General features: G+C 70.3%; 2 protein-coding genes. Both read left to right on the plus strand.

The window, feature by feature from the left end:
• Positions 1-533: DegT/DnrJ/EryC1/StrS family aminotransferase (locus TN53_RS41150; protein ID WP_046264003.1), on the plus strand; the 533-nt coding region annotated here is incomplete at its 5' end.
• Positions 530-873 (plus strand): methyltransferase family protein (locus tag TN53_RS41155; protein WP_046264004.1); only part of this gene is annotated, 344 nt, incomplete at its 3' end. The genes TN53_RS41150 and TN53_RS41155, both read left to right, overlap by 4 nt.

Below are 873 nucleotides of genomic sequence, written 5' to 3' on the forward strand. Positions count from 1 at the left end.
CCTTCGGCATCGGCAGCATCTTCGACATGGGCCAGGTCATCGGCCTGCCGATCCCCGAGTTCACCGAGATCGGCTACAACTTCAAGCTGTCCGACATCGCCGCGGCGATCCTGACGGTGCAGCTCGGCCGTATCGAGGAACTCATGGAACGCCGGCGCGCCGTCGCCGCCCGCTACGCCGAACTCTTCGCCGACGAGGAGCTGCTGACGGTGCCGCACGTGCCGGCGGACCGCACCCACGCCTGGCAGTCCTACCTGGTGACGCTGGACGCGAGCGTCGACCGCGGGGCCGTCGCCACCGAACTGCGCGCCCAGGGCATCGGCACCCTGCACGGCACCTGGGCCAACCATGTGCAGCCCGCCTTTAACGCGCAGCAGGTGTGCCCGGTCTCGGCGGACCTCTTCCAGCGCAACCTCGGCATACCCATGCACGCCGAGCTGACCATGAGCCAGGTCGAGCGGGTCTGCGAGGTCCTGCGCACCGCGCTGCGCACCCACGCCAGGCCCGCCCGGACCCTGAAGGGAGCGGCATGACGAACAACCAGCCTGCACCGGACGGTGTGATGAGGCTGATCAACGGCTACTGGAACACCGGTGTCATCGGCGCCGCGGCAACCCACCGCGTCTTCACCCACCTGGAGAACGGCGCGGGCACGGCCGCCCAGGTGGCGGCCCGCGCCGAGATCTCCGAGCGGGGCGCGCAGAGCCTCCTGGACGGTCTGGTCAGCGTGGAGCTGGTGCTGCTCGAGGACGGGCGGTACCGCAACCCCGCCGAGGCGTCCGCCTTCCTGGTCGAGGGCAAGCCCGCCTCCCTGGCCGGCTTCGCCAAGCTCAAGCTCCAGCACACGGGCAGCCTCACCGACCTCCCCGAGGT

The sequence above is a fragment of the Streptomyces sp. WM6386 genome (assembly GCF_000972385.1).
In the GTDB taxonomy this organism is placed as follows: Bacteria; Actinomycetota; Actinomycetes; order Streptomycetales; family Streptomycetaceae; genus Streptomyces.